14 protein-coding genes and 1 riboswitch are annotated in these 16431 nt (G+C 70.3%); of the genes, 9 read left to right on the top strand and 5 right to left on the bottom strand.

The annotated features are described in order from the left end of the window. The first annotated feature begins 76 nt into the window (after positions 1 to 76). The gene (locus ACS5PM_RS29245; RefSeq protein WP_439391504.1) at positions 77 to 490 is read left to right on the top strand and encodes a hypothetical protein; all 414 of its coding nucleotides are present in this window, start codon (positions 77 to 79) and stop codon (positions 488 to 490) included. Between the two features lie 63 nt (positions 491 to 553). On the opposite strand, the gene ACS5PM_RS29240 is transcribed toward ACS5PM_RS29245, so the two are convergent. Further along, on the bottom strand, positions 554 to 1063 hold the full coding sequence (locus ACS5PM_RS29240; RefSeq protein WP_439391503.1) for a 6,7-dimethyl-8-ribityllumazine synthase: 510 nt from the start codon (positions 1061 to 1063) through the stop codon (positions 554 to 556). Between the two features lie 83 nt (positions 1064 to 1146). Next, positions 1147 to 1303, bottom strand: a riboswitch (FMN riboswitch). Positions 1304 to 1387: 84 nt separating this feature from the next. Here ACS5PM_RS29240 and ACS5PM_RS29235 point away from each other — a divergent pair. After that, entirely contained in the window at positions 1388 to 2299 is a 912-nt protein-coding gene (locus ACS5PM_RS29235) for an alpha/beta fold hydrolase (RefSeq protein WP_439391502.1), read from the top strand. Between the two features lie 25 nt (positions 2300 to 2324). Here the strand turns inward: ACS5PM_RS29235 and ACS5PM_RS29230 are convergent, their stop codons facing one another. Both ACS5PM_RS29230 and ACS5PM_RS29225 read right to left on the bottom strand, forming a co-directional pair. Continuing rightward, on the bottom strand, positions 2325 to 3383 hold the full coding sequence (locus ACS5PM_RS29230) for a HAMP domain-containing sensor histidine kinase (RefSeq protein ID WP_439391501.1): 1059 nt from the start codon (positions 3381 to 3383) through the stop codon (positions 2325 to 2327). A gap of 1 nt (position 3384) precedes the next feature. Beyond that, positions 3385 to 4083, bottom strand: coding sequence for a response regulator (locus ACS5PM_RS29225; RefSeq protein ID WP_439391500.1), 699 nt, complete (start codon positions 4081 to 4083; stop codon positions 3385 to 3387). A gap of 129 nt (positions 4084 to 4212) precedes the next feature. Here ACS5PM_RS29225 and ACS5PM_RS29220 point away from each other — a divergent pair, with 129 nt between their 5' ends. From ACS5PM_RS29220 to ACS5PM_RS29200, 5 genes are all read left to right on the top strand, one after another. Beyond that, positions 4213 to 5664 carry an efflux transporter outer membrane subunit gene (locus ACS5PM_RS29220; RefSeq protein ID WP_439391499.1) on the top strand — a complete coding sequence of 484 codons (1452 nt, stop codon included), beginning with the start codon at positions 4213 to 4215 and terminating at the stop codon, positions 5662 to 5664. 11 nt (positions 5665 to 5675) lie between these two features. Then, positions 5676 to 6779, top strand: a complete 1104-nt coding sequence (locus ACS5PM_RS29215; RefSeq protein WP_439391498.1) for an efflux RND transporter periplasmic adaptor subunit — start codon at positions 5676 to 5678, stop codon at positions 6777 to 6779. Continuing rightward, positions 6776 to 9892: an efflux RND transporter permease subunit gene (locus tag ACS5PM_RS29210; RefSeq protein WP_439391497.1), complete on the top strand. Its 3117-nt coding sequence runs from the start codon at positions 6776 to 6778 to the stop codon at positions 9890 to 9892. Before ACS5PM_RS29215 ends, ACS5PM_RS29210 begins: the two co-directional genes overlap by 4 nt. Further along, positions 9852 to 10685, top strand: coding sequence for a metallophosphoesterase (locus ACS5PM_RS29205; protein ID WP_439391496.1), 834 nt, complete (start codon positions 9852 to 9854; stop codon positions 10683 to 10685). Before ACS5PM_RS29210 ends, ACS5PM_RS29205 begins: the two co-directional genes overlap by 41 nt. A 70-nt stretch (positions 10686 to 10755) precedes the next feature. Then, on the top strand, positions 10756 to 11178 hold the full coding sequence (locus ACS5PM_RS29200) for a universal stress protein (protein WP_439391494.1): 423 nt from the start codon (positions 10756 to 10758) through the stop codon (positions 11176 to 11178). A 50-nt stretch (positions 11179 to 11228) separates the two neighbouring features. Here the strand turns inward: ACS5PM_RS29200 and ACS5PM_RS29195 are convergent, their stop codons facing one another. Next, positions 11229 to 11441: a hypothetical protein gene (locus ACS5PM_RS29195; RefSeq protein WP_439391493.1), complete on the bottom strand. Its 213-nt coding sequence runs from the start codon at positions 11439 to 11441 to the stop codon at positions 11229 to 11231. A 207-nt stretch (positions 11442 to 11648) separates the two neighbouring features. Between ACS5PM_RS29195 and ACS5PM_RS29190 the strand changes: the two genes are divergently transcribed. After that, positions 11649 to 12974 carry a D-amino acid dehydrogenase gene (locus tag ACS5PM_RS29190; protein WP_439391491.1) on the top strand — a complete coding sequence of 442 codons (1326 nt, stop codon included), beginning with the start codon at positions 11649 to 11651 and terminating at the stop codon, positions 12972 to 12974. 167 nt (positions 12975 to 13141) lie between these two features. Continuing rightward, entirely contained in the window at positions 13142 to 14428 is a 1287-nt protein-coding gene (locus tag ACS5PM_RS29185; protein ID WP_439391489.1) for an Hsp70 family protein, read from the top strand. A 3-nt stretch (positions 14429 to 14431) separates the two neighbouring features. On the opposite strand, the gene ACS5PM_RS29180 is transcribed toward ACS5PM_RS29185, so the two are convergent. Then, positions 14432 to 16321, bottom strand: a complete 1890-nt coding sequence (locus ACS5PM_RS29180) for an ATP-binding protein (RefSeq protein ID WP_439391488.1) — start codon at positions 16319 to 16321, stop codon at positions 14432 to 14434. Positions 16322 to 16431 lie beyond the last annotated feature (110 nt).

The following is a 16431-nucleotide window of genomic DNA, read 5'->3' as shown; positions in this document are numbered from 1 at the left end:
GCCGTCCGCCCGACCTCATCGGACGACGGCACCCAATCCACCACCATCTGACCTTCCGGCCATGCCACGATCCGCGATGAATTCGCCTCAACGAGCGAAAAGCACGAACTCCGCCCGCCTTCGCATCACCCTGGGCCGCGGCTGGCAGCCCTTCGTGCCGAGTGCCGAGCCGGACACGGAACTCCTCGGCACGGTCAGCCGCGGGGCGCAGGTCGGCGCCCTCGCCCGGCTGGCCGATGGCAGCTACGTGCAGATCAATGGCGACTGGAGGACCCCGCTGAACAGCGCCAAGGTCGAGCATGCGCTGCGCGCAGCTCGCGTCCTGCCGGGTGGCTCGCGCCCGCGGCCGCGAAGCTCGGCCAACGAGCTCGATGCGTCCCCGCCGGTCACCGAGACGCCCGCCATGGCAGCCGCGCCGGTGGTCGTGCGGGTGCGCAAGCGCCGCGTGCCTGTGCTGCCGCCCCAGGATCCGGCGGGACGCAAGGGCTGAAGGCGGCGACAGCGCCCCACGTCGCCGGCCAGGTCGGCGCCTCGGCCGCTTCGCGCCGGCGGCTCACGCCAGGGCGTCCACCCGCTCCAGCGTGTCGAGATCGCGGTGCAACGCCACGATCCGCAGCGCCGCCTGTGCGGCCTCGGTGCCCTTGACCACGAAGTGCTCGCCGAAGTAGCGGCGGTGCTCGTCATGCTCGTGGAAGTGGTGCGGCGTGAGCACCGCCGAGAGCACCGGCACGCCGCTATCCAGCTGCGCCTGCATCAGGCCGTCGATCACCGAGCGCGAGACGAAGTCGTGCCGGTAGATGCCGCCGTTGACGATCAGGCCGAAGGCGACGACCGCCTCGTAGCGGCCCGACTGCGCGAGCCGGCGCGCAAGCAGGGGGATCTCGAAGACGCCGGGCACGTCGAAGCTGTCGACCTGGTCGGGCGGCCAGCCCTCGCGGGCCAGCTCGGCGAGGAAGGCATCGCGGGCGCGCAGCACGATCTCGCGGTGCCAGCCGGCGCTGATGGCCGCCAGGCGGTGGGTCCGGCGCGGGGCCGGTGCGGTGGAGGCAGTGAACTGATTCATGGTGTGTCCTCGGAAAGACGGTGGCCAGAATCAGGGCGCGTGAACGCGCGGCGCACCGCTCGACGTGCGAGCGGTGCGGCCGCGGCAGTTCTCTTTCATCCGGACTGTGACCGTCGGCCCCGGGATCAAACCGGGTCTGCTGACCCTGCACACCAGGCGATGCACAGGCGCTCGCGGGCTCGTGCGGGTTGCCCCGCCATCACCGCCGGTGGGGACTTCCACCCCGCCCTGAGAACGCTGGCGGCACGGGTGTGCCGCCGAGGTCAAGTGTAGACCTCGGTCTACGATCGGGCTTCCGCACAGAAGCGACCAAGGACTGACGCCATGAGCACCGACGGCAGGAGCGACTTCTTTCCCGGTTTTCGCGCCCGACGCGTCCCGACTGACGAGGGCGTCGAGATCCAGGCACTGACCGGCGGCAACGGCCCACCGTTGCTCGTCCTGCACGGCCACCCGCAGACGCACGTCATCTGGCACCGCGTGGCTGCGCGTCTCGCCGAGCGCTTCAGCGTCGTGCTGGCCGACTTGCGAGGCTACGGCGATTCGTCCAAGCCCGCCGGCCACGCCGACCACTCGAACTACAGCAAGCGCACCATGGCGCGCGACATGCTGCGCGTGATGCAGGCGCAGGGCCACCAACGCTTCGCGGTGCTCGCGCACGACCGCGGCGCGCGCGTGGCGCACCGCCTCGCGGCCGACCACGCTGATGCGGTGCGCCGGCTGACGCTGCTGGACATTGCGCCCACGCTGGCGATGTACCGCCAGACGAACGAGGGCTTCGCCCGGGCCTACTGGCACTGGTTCTTCCTCATCCAGCGCGCCCCGCTGCCCGAGCGCCTGATCGAGGCCGACCCCGGCGCCTACGTCCGCGAACTCATGGGGGCGCGCCACGCGGGCCTGGGCCCGTTCGACGCTCGCGCCCTCGAGGAGTACACCCGTTGCCTGTCACAGCCCGGCGCCGCGCATGCGATGTGCGAGGACTACCGCGCCGCCGCCGGCATCGACCTCGAGCACGACCAGGCCGACCGCGACGCCGGCCGCAGGCTCGCCATGCCGCTGCAGGTGCTGTGGGGCGCCAAGGGCATCGTGCAGCGCTGCTTCGACCCGCTGGCCGAGTGGCAGAAAGTCGCCGCCGACGTGCGCGGCCAGGCGCTCGACTGCGGCCATTACATCCCCGAGGAAGCGCCGCAGGCCATGCTCGCCCAGGCCGTTCCGTTCCTGACCGAAGGCCTCTGATGCCCGCACGCGTCGCGAACCGCAGTCAAGACGCCTGACCCTCCCTCACCCCCGCCTTCAGCCTCAACGTCACCTCCAGCCCACCGCCGGGTCGCAGGGCCGCGCTGATCTGACCTCCGTGAACGAGCATCGCGCGCCGCGCGATCGCCAGGCCCAGGCCCACGCCGCGTGTGGCTTCGCTGCCTTCCACGCGGATGAAGGGCTCGAAGATGGCCTCAAGCATCTCGGGCGGCACGCCGGGGCCGCGATCGCGCACCGTGGTGACGAGCTCGGAGCCATTGCCGCCGACGCGGGCGTCGACCTCCACGGCCGTCCCCGGCGGGCTGAACTTCAGCGCGTTGCGAACCACGTTCTCGAAGGCCCGGCAGACCAGTTCGCCGTTGACCTCCGCCACGAAGCGGCCGGGGGCGTCTATGCGGACCGATCGGCCCGTCGCCCGCGCCTCGAACTCGGCGTCTTCGGCGATGGCCTGCAGCAGCTCGATCACGTCGACCCGCTCGTGCGCCAGGCCCGAAGCAGCGGCCAGCCGGTGCAGGGTCAGCATCTCCTCGATCAGGGCATCGAGCCGCTCGCTCTCGCGCTCGATGCGATCCAGCAGCGCTTGCGTCTGCGAAGGATCCTGCCGCAACAGGCCGATGGCCGCCTGCAGGCGGGTCAGCGGCGAGCGCAGCTCGTGCGAGATGTCGTGCAGCAGCTGCCGGCGCGAGTCGATGAGCTGCTGCAGCTGCGCGGCCATGCGGTCGATGTCGTGGGCCAGGTCGGCGATCTCGTCGCGCCGGCGGCCGATCAGCGGCTGCACCCGCGTGTCGAAACGGCCTTCGGCCATGCGGTGCAGGCCCCAGCGCAGGTGGCGAAGCGGTCGCGAGAGGTACCAGGCCAGCCCCAGGCTGGTGATCAGCGACGCCAGGCCGCCGATGAACAGGGGTGGCGCGGGAATGCCGCTGACCGTCGGCATGTCTTCGCCCGTCGGCGGCCTGAAGCCGATGAAGTGCAGGTAGGCCGCGGTGAGCAGGATGGACAGCAGCATGCTCAGCCACAGGGCCAGCAGCAGCTTGCCGAACAGGCGACTGGGGCGCGGGAGCATCTCAGTCGTCCAGCAGCTGGTAGCCCAGGCCGCGCACGCTCTGGATCCACGACTGGCCATCGCTGCGCAGGCCGAGCTTCTGCCGGATGCTGCTGATGTGCACGTCGATGCGGCGATCGAAGCGCGCCAGCGGGCGGCCGTAGGCCTGCAGCGAAATGTCCTGCTTGCTCACCAGCTGTCCCGCATGGCGGGCCAGCACTTCGAGCAGGCTGAACTCGGTGCCCGTCAGGTCCAGCGGCCGGCCACGCCACATCGCGCGACGGCTGCCGGGCCAGAGCATCAGCTCGCCGGCCTGCAGCACGCGTGAGACACCGTTGGCGGCGCCCGCCGGCTCGCGGCCCTCGGTGCGGCGAAGGATGGCGCGGATGCGCGCCACCAGCTCGCCCGGCGTGCAGGGCTTGGGCACGTAGTCGTCGGCGCCCATGTCGAGGCCGACGATGCGGTCTATGTTGTCGCCGCGCGCGGTAAGCATCAGCACCGGCACGCTGCTGGCCACGCGGATGCGGCGCAGCGCCTCGATGCCGGACAGGCGCGGCATCATGATGTCGAGCACCACGATCGCGTAGCCGCCCTGCGTGGCCTCGGCCGCGCCGGCCTCGCCGTCGTGCACCGACTGCACCTCGAAGCCTTCGCGCACGAGGTACTGCGAAAGCATCGCGGTGAGGTCGACGTCGTCGTCGACGAGAAGGACCTTCGTCATGGCGGCGGCAGTATCACGCCAAACCCCGGCGCGCCGGGCGTATTCCCGGCGCGGTTTTACCCTGCTTAACCGTCCTGAACCGCGGTCAACGCGGGGCGTTCCTAGCATGCATGCAAGTCGCAAAACGCCATGCACGCACGCTCCACTTCATCCCCTTCCTCCAGGCTGCGCGCCTGCTTCGCGGTGGCCGCCGCCCTGGCCCTCACCGCCTGCGCCGTCGGCCCCGTCTACAAGGCTCCCGAGCCCACTGCCCCTGCAACCTGGCAGGCACCTCTGCCCACGAACCAGGCCCACGCCGGCAAGCTCGGCCAGCTGGCGCAGTGGTGGCAGCAATTCGACGATCCGGTGCTCGCCCGCCTCGTCGCGCTCGCCGAGGACGGCAGCCCCAGCCTCGCCTCGGCCTGGGCCAGCATCCAGAAAGCGCGCGCCACGCTGAAGAGCACCGGCGCCAGCGCCTGGCCGGCCGTGAACGGCAGCGCCTCGGTGTCACGCGGCAACCAGCTGCAGACGGCTACGGGCACCGCCACCGGCAACAGCCGAAGCGCCGGGCTGGACGCCTCGTGGGAGCTGGACCTGTTCGGCAAGCTGCACCACGAGACCGAGGCCGCACAGGCCCGCGTGCAGGCCCGCACGGCCGACTGGCACGACGCCCGCGTGTCGCTGGCCGCAGAGGTGGCCGACACCTACGTGCAGTACCGGGCCTGCGAACTGCTGGCCGACGCTTACGAGCGCGAGCAGGCCTCCAATGCGGACACCGAGAAGGCCACGGCCGCTTCAGTGAAGGCCGGCTTCACCGCGCCCTCGGACGGCGCACTCGCCCGCGCCAGCCTGGCCAGCGCACGCGCCACGCTCGTGCAGCAGCAGGCGCAGTGCGAGCTGCTGGTGAAGTCGCTGGTCCACCTGACCGGCGCCGAGGAGCCGGCCCTGCGCTCGTTGATGGGGGCCGGCCATGGCCGCGTGCCGCAGCCGGCTGCGCTGGAGGTGCAGGCCGTGCCGACCGAGGTGCTGCGCCAGCGTCCGGACCTGGCTTCGCTGGAGCGCGAGCTGGCGGCAACGAGTGCGGAGATCGGCGTCTCTCAGGCCGATCTCTACCCGAGCCTGTCGCTGGGCGGCTCGGTCACCGTCTCTGCCACCAGCCTCGTTTCGCCCGCCACCAGCTGGTTGTTCGGCCCATCCCTCTCGCTGCCCTTGTTCGATGCCGGCCGGCGCCGGGCCGCCGTGGAAGGCGCCCAGGCCGGCTACGACGGCGCGCTGGCGTCCTATCGCCAGGGCGTGCGCACCGTCGTGAAAGAGGTGGAACAGGCCCTCGTCAACCTGGACAGCAGCGCGCGCCGGGCCGAGCTGGCCGACAGCGCGGCCCGCGAGTACCTCGACTACTTCCGCGCCGTCGCGGCGAACTGGCTCGCCGGCAGCGAAAGCCTGCTGACGCTGGAGCAGGCGCGCCGCTCCGCCCTCTCGGCCGAGGTCACCCGCATCACGCTGCAGCGCGACCGCGTCCAGTACTGGATCGCGCTCTACAAGGCCCTGGGCGGCGGCTGGCAGGCCGATACCCCGGCGATCCCTCCGAAGAGAAACCTGTGACGACCCTCATCATGAACAAGCTCCGCATCGGCGCCGCCACGGCCGCCGTCCTGCTGGCCCTGGGCACTGCGGCCTGGAGCCTGCGCGCCTCGGGCGCCGGCCACACCGACGCCTCCGCCCCGGCGCCCAGCGTGCTCACCGTCGAAGTGATCGTGCCGCAGCAGCAAAGCTGGCCGCAGTCGGTCCAGGCCAGCGGCAGCATCACGCCCTGGCAGGAGATCATCGTCAGTCCCGAGACCGGCGGCCTGCGCATCGCGGAGTTGCTGGTGGACGTGGGCGCGGTCGTCAAGCGGGGCCAGTTGCTGGCCCGCCTGGCCGACGACAGCCTTCAGGCCGACCTGCGCAAGCAGCAGGCCGCCGTGGCCCAGGCGCAAGCCAACCTCTACCAGGCGATGTCCAACCTGCAGCGCGCCCGGATGGTCGACGGCAGCGGCGCCCTGTCGGCCCAGAAGATGGAGGAGTACCGCATCGCCGAGGCCACCTCGCGCGCCTCGCTCGATTCCGCCCGGGCCGACCTGGACAGCACGCGCCTGAAGCTCTCGCAGACGCGCATCGTCGCGGTGGACGACGGCGTGGTCTCGTCGAAGTCCGGCGTGCTGGGCAACGTGGTCGCCGCGGGTACCGAGCTGTACCGCCTGGTGCGGCAAGGCAAGGTCGAGTGGCGGCCCGAGCTGGATGCGCGCCAGGTCTCCACCGTGCACACCGGCCAGTCCGCGCGGCTCACGCTGCCCGGCGGCGAACAGGTGGCGGGCCAGGTGCGGCTGGTGGCACCGACGCTGTCCGCGACGACCGGGCGCGCCACCGTCTACGTCAGCCTGCCCGCGGGAGCGGCTCGCGCCGGCATGTTCGCCAACGGCACGATAGAGCTGGGCGCGCAGCCGGCCCTCACGCTGCCGCAGTCGGCCATCGTCATGCGCGACGGCCGTGCCTACGTCTACCTCGTCGGCAGCGGCAGCCAGGTGACCAGCCGTGCGGTCAGCACCGGCCGGCGCCACGGTGACCGGATCGAGGTGCTGTCGGGCGTGGACGCCAGCGCGCGCGTCGTGGCGAGCGGCGGCGCCTTCCTGTCCGATGGCGCACGGGTCACGGTCGCCAGTGTCGGGAGCGCGTCATGAACGTCTCCTCCTGGTCCATCCGCAACCCGGTGCCGGCGGTGCTGGTGTTCATCCTGCTCACGGTGCTGGGCCTGATCGGCTTTCGCCAGCTGCAGATCCAGGACTTTCCGGACATGGACCTGCCCACGATCCGGATCGCCGCCTCGCTGGAGGGCGCGGCGCCTTCGCAGCTGGAGACCGAGGTCGCGCGCAAGATCGAGGACAAGCTGGCCTCGCTCGGCAAGCTGGACCACGTCACCACCACCATCACCGACGGCGCGGTCAGCATCAGCGTCAGCTTCGAGATCGACAAGGACACCGAAGCAGCGCTGAGCGAGTTGCGCAACGCGATCGACAGCGCCCGAGCCGACCTGCCGGCCAGCATGGCCTCGCCGACGGTGTCCAAGCTCACCACCGCCGGCGGCGCGCTGGTGACCTACACCATCGAGTCCTCCACGCTGGACGAGCAGGACCTGTCCTGGTTCGTCGACAACGAGGTCACCAAGGCGCTGCTCGCGGTCAAGGGCGTCGGCGAAGTCGCCCGCCTGGGCGGCGTGGACCGCGAAGTGCATGTCGACCTGGACCCGACCCTGATGGCCGGCCTGGGCGTCACCGCCTCGGACGTCTCCACGCGGCTCAAGGCCGTGCAGCAGGAAAGCTCCGGCGGCGAAGGCCAGATCGGCGGGCAGAAGCAATCCACCCGCACCATCGCGACGGTCGGCTCGGCGGCCGAGATCGGCGCCATCACCGTGCCCCTGGCCGACGGGCGCTACGTCCGGCTCGACCAGATCGCCCGCATCGCCGACACGCACGCCGAGCGCAGCACGCTGGCCCTGCGTGACGGCAAGCCGGTGATCGGCTTCCAGGTCACGCGTTCGCGCGGCTACTCCGACGTGGGCGTGACCGACGGCGTGCGTGCCGCGCTGCAGCGCTTCTCCCAAGTTCATCCGCAGGTGAAAATTTCCGAGGCCAGCAACACGGTCGCGCCCATCGAGGACAACTACGAAGGCTCGATGCACCTGTTGATCGAGGGCGCGATCCTGGCCGTGCTGGTGGTGTGGTGGTTCCTGCGCGACTGGCGCGCGACGCTGGTCTCGGCCGCCGCGCTGCCCCTGTCCATCATCCCGACCTTCGGCTTCATGGCGCTCGCGGGCTATTCGCTCAACACCGTCACGCTGCTCTCGCTTTCGCTGGTGGTGGGCGTGCTGGTCGACGATGCGATCGTCGAGATCGAGAACATCGAGCGCCACCTGCTGATCGGCAAGACGCCGTTCCAGGCGGCGATGGAGGCAGCCGACGAAATCGGCCTGGCGGTGATCGCCACCACCTTCACGCTGGTGGCGGTGTTCCTGCCCACGGCCTTCATGGGCGGCATCCCCGGCTTGTTCTTTCGCCAGTTCGGCGTCACCGCCTCGGTGGCGGTGCTGGCCTCGCTGCTGGTGGCGCGGCTGCTGACCCCGATGATGGCCGCCTACCTCCTCAAGCCCAAGTCCAGCCACCCGGCGGCGGCCGACGGGCCGCTCATGACGCGCTACCTCGGCTGGGTGCAGCGCCTGCTCGGGCACCGCAAGGCCGCGATCGGCGCAGCGGTCGCCTTCCTGGTGCTCGCCATGGCGCTGCTGCCCCTCATCCCCACCGCCTTCCTGCCGGCCAAGGACAAGGCGCAAAGCAGCGTGACGATCCGCCTGGCCCCGGGCAGCACCCTGGAGCAGACCGTGGCGACGAGCCGCCGTGCGGCCGATCTGCTGCGCACCTTGCCGGAGGTGCGCAGCGTGTTCGTCGCCGCCGGCACGGCCACCAGCGGCGGCGGCATGATGGCCAGCAGCACGGCCGACGTGACGAGCGCCACGCTGACCGTCGACCTGCTGTCGCGTGGAGAACGCCATCTCGGCCAATCGCAGGTCGAAGCCAGGATGCGCGAGCTGCTGCGCACCCTGCCCGGCGCCCGCATCTCGGTGGGCGACGGCGGCAACGGCACCACGCTGGGCATCACGCTGGCGGGTGACGACGCCCAGGCGCTGGCGAATGCCGCCGCGCAAGCCGAAGCCCAGCTGCGCACGCTCAAGGGCCTAGGCAACGTCACCTCCAGCGCCGCCCTGCAGCGGCCCGAGATCCAGGTCCGTCCGGACAGCGCCCGCGCCGCCTCGCTGGGCGTCACTTCAGCGACGCTGTCGGATGCCGTCAGGCTGGCGACCTATGGCGACTACGCCACCTCGCTGCCGAAGCTCAACCTGCCCGAGCGCCAGGTGGCGATCCGCGTGCGGATGGACCCCACCGTGCGCGACGACTTGAGTGCGATCGGCCAACTGCGCGTGCAGGGCACGAGCGGCACCGTGGACCTGGCCTCGGTGGCCGGCATCGCCATCGGCAGCGGCCCGTCGCAGATCGACCGCCTCGACCGCTCTCGCAACGTCACCTTGAGCGTGGAACTCAACGGCCGGCCGCTGGGCGAAGTCCAGCGTGAAGCCATGGCGCTGCCGGCGCTGAAGAACCTGCCCGCCGGCGTGCGGCGCGTGGACCAGGGCGAGGTGCAGCGCATGAGCGAGCTGTTCCAGAGCTTCGGCACCGCGATGGCGATAGGCGTCTTCTGCATCTACGCGGTGCTGGTGCTGCTGTTCCATGACTTTTTCCAGCCGGGCACCATCCTGTGCGCGCTGCCGCTGGCTCTCGGCGGCGCCTTCGCCGCGCTGTGGGTCACGTCGCAACCCTTCTCTATGCCGGTGGTGATAGGCGTGCTGATGCTGATGGGCATCGTCACCAAGAACTCCATCCTGCTGGTGGAGTACGCGATCGTCGCCAGGCGCGAGCACGGGATGAGCCGCTTGCAGGCGGTGATGGACGCCTGCCACAAGCGCGCGCGGCCCATCGTGATGACCACCATCGCGATGGGCGCCGGCATGCTGCCCAACGCCCTGGGCCTGGGCGCGGAGCCGAGCTTCCGCCAGCCCATGGCCATCGTGGTGATCGGCGGCCTGCTCACCTCGACGGCGCTCAGTCTGCTGTTCGTGCCGGTGGTGTTCACCTGCATCGACGACCTGCTCTTGTGGTGCCGCCGCATGCTCGGGCGACGTCATCTGGGCGATCATCGGCCCCATGCGTCTTCAACTGGCCTCCGACCTCCATCTGGAGCGTGACCCCCGTTTCCAGCTGCCCGCCGCGCCCAGAGCCGACACGCTGGTGCTCGCCGGCGACATCGGCTCCTACCAGGCCGGCTCGCGCCTGAACGAGGCCGACGAGTTCGGCCTCGCCCGATTCGCCCCCGGCGCGCCGGGCGTGCCGTGGCAGCGCGTGCTCTATGTGCCGGGCAACCATGAGTACGACGGCTTCGAGTTCCACGAGGCCCACGCGCGGCTGCGCGCTACTTGCGAACGGCTGGGCATCACCTGGCTCGAGCGCGAGGTGCTGGTGATCGATGGCGTGCGCTTCATCGGCACCACGCTGTGGACGGATTTCGAGGCGCTGGCGCGGGGCCAGTCCACCATGACGCAGCAGATGCAGGCGCTGGAGAAGGCCTATCGCGCGGCCAACTTCTACCTGCGCCGCTTCACCGCCACGCGCGAGGGCGAGCCGATGCTGGCCGAGCAATGGCGCGAGGTCGCGCTGGAGTGCCAGCAGTGGCTGCGCGCCGCGCTCGCAGAGCCTTTTGGCGGAACCACCGTGGTGGTGACCCACTACGCCCCGAGCCTGCGCAGTGCCGATCCACGCTACGGCCTGACGCCGGGCACCGCCGGCTTCTGCAATGCACTGGACGATCTTCTGGACCACGCCGACCTGTGGCTGCATGGCCACCTCCATTGCGCGAGCGACTACCACTCGGGCCACGGCGAGCGCTGCCGGGTGGTGGCCAATCCGCTGGGCTATGCCAGCAAGGGCGAGCAGGAGGACTTCCGCCCGTCCCTGGTGATCGAGGTGCCGGGCAGCGCTTGACGCAAGGCAAGGCCGCACCATCGTGCCGTGCGAAACTGGATTCGAATCGAAACAACCGAGGAGATATGCGATGAAGATCCTGGTCGCCGTGGACGGAAGCTCCTACACCAAGCGCATGCTGGCCTACCTCGCCGCTCACGATGAATGGCTGGGCGAGCACCACGACTACACGGTGGTTCATTCGGTCATGGCGGTGCCTCCGCGGGCGGCAGCGGCGCTGGACAAGGCGGTGCTGACTTCCTACTACGAGGACGAGGCCGAGAAGGTCTTCAAGCCCATCCGCACCTTCTTCGCCAAGCAGAAGCTCAAGGCGAACTTCGTGGCCAAGGTCGGCCATGCCGCCGACAACATCGCCGCGGTCGCGAGCAAGGGCAAGTTCGACCTGCTCGTGATGGGCTCGCACGGCCACGGGACGCTGGGCAACCTGGTCATGGGTTCGGTGGCGACCAAGGTGATGGCCCACTGCAGCACGCCGGTGCTGCTGGTTCGCTGAGCGCGAATGGCCCGATCAAGGCGTCAGCCGGGAGGCTGACGTCCCTCGGACTATCCCGTCGACAGCCGGCGCAACCAGCCGGCCGGCGCTGAGCCGGGCCTGACCTGCGCCAGTGCTCCGGTCGCGGCATCGACGGGCGGCTCGTCCAGACAGAAATCCAGGCCTATGGCCGTTCCCATGTCCGCAGGATCGGCCTCGGGCAGCGCGACCGCGCGCGCGCCCATCAGTCGGCGCAACAGGCTGGGTTGAGCGGCGTTCGACATCGGGGCCTCCGTGGCGGTCAGGTGTTAGCAGTTTCGGCTGCCTGTTGAATTTCGTTACCTTCATTCACAGGGGTAAAGCGGGCCAGTTGCCACTTATGGCCGTTCATTAGCACTTCTTATGAACAGTGAATTTCATGAGAAATGCTTCAGAAATGACGACCGCGCGCCGAGAATGCGCCCAACGCCCTCCTCACAAGCCAAAGCACCATGAAAGTCATCGTCCTCGGCGCCGGCATCATCGGCATCTCCACCGCCTGGTACCTCGCCGAGGAGGGCCACGAGGTCACCGTCGTGGACCGACAGCCCGATGCGGCCCTGGAGACCAGCTTCGCCAACGGTGCGCAGATCTCGGTCAGCTTCTGCGAGCCCTGGGCCAACGCCGGCGCCCCGCTGAAGGTCCTGAAGTGGCTGCTGCGCGACGACTCCCCGCTGCTGTTCCGCCCCCGGCTCGACCCTTACCAGTGGCGCTGGGGCGTGAAGTTCCTCCTGCAGTGCAGCGACGCGGCCTTTGCCCGCAACGTCGAGCAGCTGGTGGCGCTCGGCGCCTACAGCCACGCCTCGCTGAAGGACCTGGTCGACCGCACCGGCATCGAATACAACCGCCTCGAGCGCGGCATCCTGCACTTCTTCTCCTCGGCGAAGGACTTCGAGGCCGGCGCGCAAGGCGCCGAGATCATGCGCCAGCACGGCGTGGATCGCCGCGTGCTGAGCCGCGAAGAGGTGCTGAAGGTCGAGCCCTCGCTCGCCTCCTTCGGCCCGAACATCCACGGCGGCACCTTCACGCCGAGCGACGAATCCGGCGATGCCCGCGTCTTCACCCAGAAGCTGGCGCAAAAGGCCCGCGAGCGCGGCGTGAAGTTCCTCTACGAACACGACATCCTGGGCTTCGACCTGGTGGCCGGAGAGATCAGCGGCGTCAACGTCGCCTGCCAGCGCACCGGCGAGCGCCGCACGCTGCGCGGCCAGCAGTTCGTGGCTGCGATGGGCTCCTTCACCGCGCCGCTGCTGCGGCAGATCGGCGTCGACCTCGACATCTATCCCGCCAAGGGCTACTCCGCCACGCTCAAGCTCAAGCGGCCCGAGGCCGCCAGCGTGGTCAGCCTGCTGGACGACACCCGCAAGATCGCCATCTCGCGCCTGGGCGACAGCATCCGCATCGCCGGTACCGCCGAGATGGCCGGCTACGACCAGGGCCTGGGCAGCGCCAACGCGCAGGTGCGCTGCGCCGCGCTCGTCAAGCGCTACGAAGAGCTCTTCCCCGGCGTCGCGGACGCGAGCGAGCCGAACTACTGGACCGGCCTGCGCCCCAGCACGCCGACCAACATCCCCTACATCGGCCACAGCGGCAAGGTCGCCAACCTCTGGCTCAACGCCGGCCACGGCACGCTCGGCTGGACGCACGGCGCCGGCTCCGGCCGCGCCCTGGCCGAGCTGATGAGCGGCAAGCAGCCCCAGCTGAACTTCGGCTTCTGCGGCGGCCACGCGCTGCCCGCGCGCCGACCGCAAATCTCCTTGGCACCGTCCGTTCGCTGACCTGCGCCCTTCTGGCGCTCCGCAGGAGCCGCCACCTGCCAGGGCGTGCGCGGATCCGGCTTTGCCGGTCCGCTGCGCGAGCCCCCTTGGGGGGCAGCCCCCGGAAGGGGGCGTGGGGGCCATGGATTCGGTGGGAGAATCGCCGCCCTTTTCACTGCTGCGCCGCCATGTCTTCCGCCTACTGTGCCATCGACTTCGGCACCTCGAATTCCGCGATCGCGCTGCCCGATCATGACGACCGGGTCGCGCTGGTCAAGGTCGAAGCCGGCCAGCGCACCATGCCGACGGCGGTGTTCTACACATTCGAAGGCGCCGCCCCGCACGAGGACCCGAAGCAGCTCTACGGCCGGGCCGCACTGGCCGCCTACATCGAGGGCCACGACGGGCGGCTGATGCGCTCGATGAAGAGCGTGCTCGGCTCTTCGCTCATCGACCAGGGCACCGACGTCGGCGGCGGCCGCTCGGTGCGCTTCCTCGACGTCATCGCCGGCTATCTGCGCCACCTGAAGTCGCTTGCCGAAGCCCAGGCCGGCGCTCCCCTGAGCAAGGCCGTGCTCGGCCGCCCGGTCTACTTCGTCGACGACGACCCGGCGCGCGACGCCCAGGCCCAGGCCGCCCTGGAGCAGGCCGCCCGCCTCGTCGGCTTCAGCGAACTGGCCTTCCAGTACGAGCCCATCGCGGCTGCGCTCGACTTCGAAGCCGGCGTCACGCACGAGCACCTCGTGCTGGTGGCCGACATCGGCGGCGGCACGTCCGACTTCTCGCTGGTGCGCGTGGGCCCCGAGCGGCGGCATCGCGTCGACCGCGCCGACGACATCCTGGCCAACCACGGCGTGCACATCGCCGGCACCGACTTCGACCGCCACGTCGAGCTCTCCGCCATCCTGCCGCTGGCGGGCTACAAGGCGCGTGGCCCGGCCCCGGCCGAGCGGGAGGTGCCCAGCAAGGTCTACTTCGACCTCGCCACCTGGCACCTCATCAACACGGTCTACACGCCGGCCCGGATGGCCGAGCTGCGGCGCATGCGCAGCTTCTATGCGGACGCCGAACTGCACGCCCGCTTGCTCGCCATCGTGGAGCAACGCCTGGGCCATGCGCTGATGGCGCAGGCCGAAGAGGCCAAGATCACCGTCGCCGACGGTGGCCTGGCGCAGATCTCACTCGACGCGCTGGATCCCGGGCTGCAGACCACGCTCGCCGAGCCGCAGGCTCTCGCGGCCATCGAGGCAGACCTCGAGCGCATCGTGCAGGCCGGCCTCGAGACCGTTCGGCGCGCGGGCATTTCGCCGGATCAGGTGGACGTGGTCTATCTCACCGGCGGCTCGACCGGCCTGGTACCGCTGGCCCGCCGCATTGCCGCGCCCTACGCCCGCGCCCACACCGTTCGCGGCGACCGGCTGGCCAGCGTGGCGCAAGGGCTGGGGCTGCACGCGCAGCGCGTCTTCGCGGCCTGAAGTTCAGCCCTGTTCGGTGGCCCGGATCCACTCCAGGCCAAGCAACTCGCCGATCTTCGACAGCAGCTCCTCACGCTGCACCGGCTTGGGCAGGAAGGCCGTCGCGCCCGCTGCCAGCGCGGCCTGTCTCGTCATCTGCGAGGTTTGTGCCGTCAAGGCGATGACGGGCACGCCGTCGCCTCGCGGCAACCCGCGGATGCGCCGAGTGGCTTCAAGCCCCGACAAGCCTGGCATGGACATGTCCATCAGGACCAGGTCCGGCCGCTCGTCGACCAGCTTCGCCAGGGCCTGCTCTCCGTCGGCCGCTTCGACGATGCCGAAGCCCAGCGGCTGCAGCAGCGCGCCGAGGAACTGCCGGTTGAGCGGAAGATCGTCGGCGACGAGCAGCCGCTTGCGCGGGCCGGCGTACCCGCAGACATCCGCCAACGGCGAGGCGCTCGGTGCCTGGGCCACCGGGAGCACCAGCTCGAAATGGAACACGCTGCCCTGCCCTGGCCGGCTCTCGACCTGCAGCTCGCGTCCACCCATGAGCCGCACCAGCTGCTGGCTGATGGCCAGTCCGAGGCCGGTGCCACCGCCGCGCCGCGGGCCGTCGCCCGCCTGCTCGAAGGGCTGGAAGATGCGTCGCTGGTCCGCCGGGGCTATGCCCGGCCCGGTGTCCCAGACTTCGAAGCGCAAGTGCACCATCGCCTCGTCCTCGCCCGCGACCGGCAGGCGGCGAAGTCTCAGCACGACGCGGCCCCACGGGGTGAACTTCACCGCGTTGCCGAGCAGGTTCAGCAGCACCTGGCGCAGGCGCTTTCCGTCGACGAGCAGCAGCGGCGGCAGGCCGTCCACGGCGTCGACATCCAGCACCAGCCGCTTGGCTTCGGCTTCGACTCGCATGATGTCGGCGACCGACTGCACCAGCGCCCTCACGTCGACCGGCGAAGGCAGCATCTCGACCTTGCCGGCCTCGATCTTGGCCAGGTCCAGCAGGTCGAGGATGAGACCCAGCAGGTGTTCGCCGCTGGCGCGGATGGCATTGATGGCGGCTGCATCCTGCGGCCTGCCGGAAGGGTCCGCCACCTTGAGCAGCTGCGCGTAGCCGAGGATGGCGGTCAATGGCGAACGCAATTCGTGGCTCATCCGCGAGAGAAAGTCGCTCTTGGCCCGGCTGGCCGATTCGGCACGCTCCTTGGCCTCCTGCAGTTCGGTGGTGCGCTCCGCCACCAGGTGCTCCAGGTGGTCTCGGTGCCGGCGCAGCTCGCCTTCGGCCTCGGTGCGGCGCGCCAGCTCGGCGCAAAGTCGGCTGCTCATCTCGTTGAGCGCGCGGACCACCGCATCCAGCTCGTCGGGCGCCGAACCCGGCCGCTCCTCGAACCTCAAGGGCTGGCCCAGCGTGCTGGTGGTCAGCGCGCCGGCGTGCGCGGCGATGCGCTCCAGGCGCCTCGTCACCCACTGCCGCACGATGAACAGGATCAGCAAGGCGATGAAGAAGGTCTTGATCGCCTGCGTGGCCAGGATCACCAGCGCCCGGTCGGCCAGGCGGCGGTAGACCTTGTCCAGGTCGACCCCGACGGTCAGCATGCCGATCGTGCGATGCGGCGCGGTCGGCGCGCGAAGCGGGAAATCGCGCACGCTCGCATGGGCCGGTGGCGGCTCGCCGACCTCGAAATGCTCCCCCACCTGGCCCTGCACACGAGCAAAGCTGACATCGCGCAGACGGGCCAGGCCGCCGAGCTGCAGCTCGACCTGCGCCTTGTCCATGGACCACAGGCTGTTGGCGATGCTCGCCACGTACGCGCCTTCGATCCGGTGGAACTGCTCGTCGAGCTCGCTCACGTCGCGGGCGTAATCGAGGTAGAGCTGGACGGCGGTGGCCAGAAGCGCCAGGAAGGTGCTGGCGAGCACGATGACCGCCAGCAAGCGCGGCCCGAGGCGGCGCAGAGGCCGGCGCTCAGCGGTCACAGCACCCGCTGTCCCCTGACCGGCCATCCGATCTGCCGCCTTCATCGCCGGTT

It is taken from the genome of Ideonella flava, from assembly GCF_051857595.1.
GTDB lineage: Bacteria > Pseudomonadota > Gammaproteobacteria > Burkholderiales > Burkholderiaceae_C > Ideonella.
Note: the sequence above shows the minus strand (reverse complement) of the source record. Positions and strands in the feature narration are given on the sequence as shown.

Coding starts and splice junctions, on each gene's coding strand:
- ACS5PM_RS29205 (WP_439391496.1), top strand. CDS start 9,852: ATGCGTCTTCAACTGGCCTCCGACCTCCATCTGGAGCGTGACCCCCGT.
- ACS5PM_RS29190 (WP_439391491.1), top strand. CDS start 11,649: ATGAAAGTCATCGTCCTCGGCGCCGGCATCATCGGCATCTCCACCGCC.
- ACS5PM_RS29235 (WP_439391502.1), top strand. CDS start 1,388: ATGAGCACCGACGGCAGGAGCGACTTCTTTCCCGGTTTTCGCGCCCGA.
- ACS5PM_RS29215 (WP_439391498.1), top strand. CDS start 5,676: ATGAACAAGCTCCGCATCGGCGCCGCCACGGCCGCCGTCCTGCTGGCC.
- ACS5PM_RS29225 (WP_439391500.1), bottom strand. CDS start 4,083: ATGACGAAGGTCCTTCTCGTCGACGACGACGTCGACCTCACCGCGATG.
- ACS5PM_RS29230 (WP_439391501.1), bottom strand. CDS start 3,383: ATGCTCCCGCGCCCCAGTCGCCTGTTCGGCAAGCTGCTGCTGGCCCTG.
- ACS5PM_RS29245 (WP_439391504.1), top strand. CDS start 77: ATGAATTCGCCTCAACGAGCGAAAAGCACGAACTCCGCCCGCCTTCGC.
- ACS5PM_RS29220 (WP_439391499.1), top strand. CDS start 4,213: ATGCACGCACGCTCCACTTCATCCCCTTCCTCCAGGCTGCGCGCCTGC.
- ACS5PM_RS29185 (WP_439391489.1), top strand. CDS start 13,142: ATGTCTTCCGCCTACTGTGCCATCGACTTCGGCACCTCGAATTCCGCG.
- ACS5PM_RS29210 (WP_439391497.1), top strand. CDS start 6,776: ATGAACGTCTCCTCCTGGTCCATCCGCAACCCGGTGCCGGCGGTGCTG.
- ACS5PM_RS29240 (WP_439391503.1), bottom strand. CDS start 1,063: ATGAATCAGTTCACTGCCTCCACCGCACCGGCCCCGCGCCGGACCCAC.
- ACS5PM_RS29195 (WP_439391493.1), bottom strand. CDS start 11,441: ATGTCGAACGCCGCTCAACCCAGCCTGTTGCGCCGACTGATGGGCGCG.
- ACS5PM_RS29200 (WP_439391494.1), top strand. CDS start 10,756: ATGAAGATCCTGGTCGCCGTGGACGGAAGCTCCTACACCAAGCGCATG.